Here is a 285-nt window from a genome sequence, read left to right as displayed (position 1 = left end):
ACAGAAAACAGGTCAAGGAGGCATGACATGGGACTTTTGATTGACGGCGAATGGCATGACACGTGGTATGATACCAAGTCGACCGGCGGCAGCTTTGAACGTGCCGAGGCAAAATTTCGCAACTGGATTACCGCCGATGGCGCCCCCGGCCCCAGTGGCAAGGGCGGATTCCCGGCAGAATGTGGCCGCTACCATCTTTATGTGGGCTATGCATGCCCCTGGGCGCATCGGACGCTGATTTTTCGCGCGCTCAAGGGGCTGACGGAATATATTTCGGTATCGGTG

Annotated in this window: 1 pseudogene; it reads left to right on the top strand. The window is 56.8% G+C overall.

The features are described from left to right. Positions 1-27: 27 nt before the first annotated feature. Positions 28-285, top strand: a pseudogene (locus Q4528_RS13535) (glutathione S-transferase family protein); the annotation flags it as partial.

The organism is Staphylococcus pasteuri (genome assembly GCF_030547725.1).
Lineage (GTDB): Bacteria > Bacillota > Bacilli > Staphylococcales > Staphylococcaceae > Staphylococcus > Staphylococcus pasteuri.
This window is presented reverse-complemented; position numbering and strand designations above follow the sequence as displayed.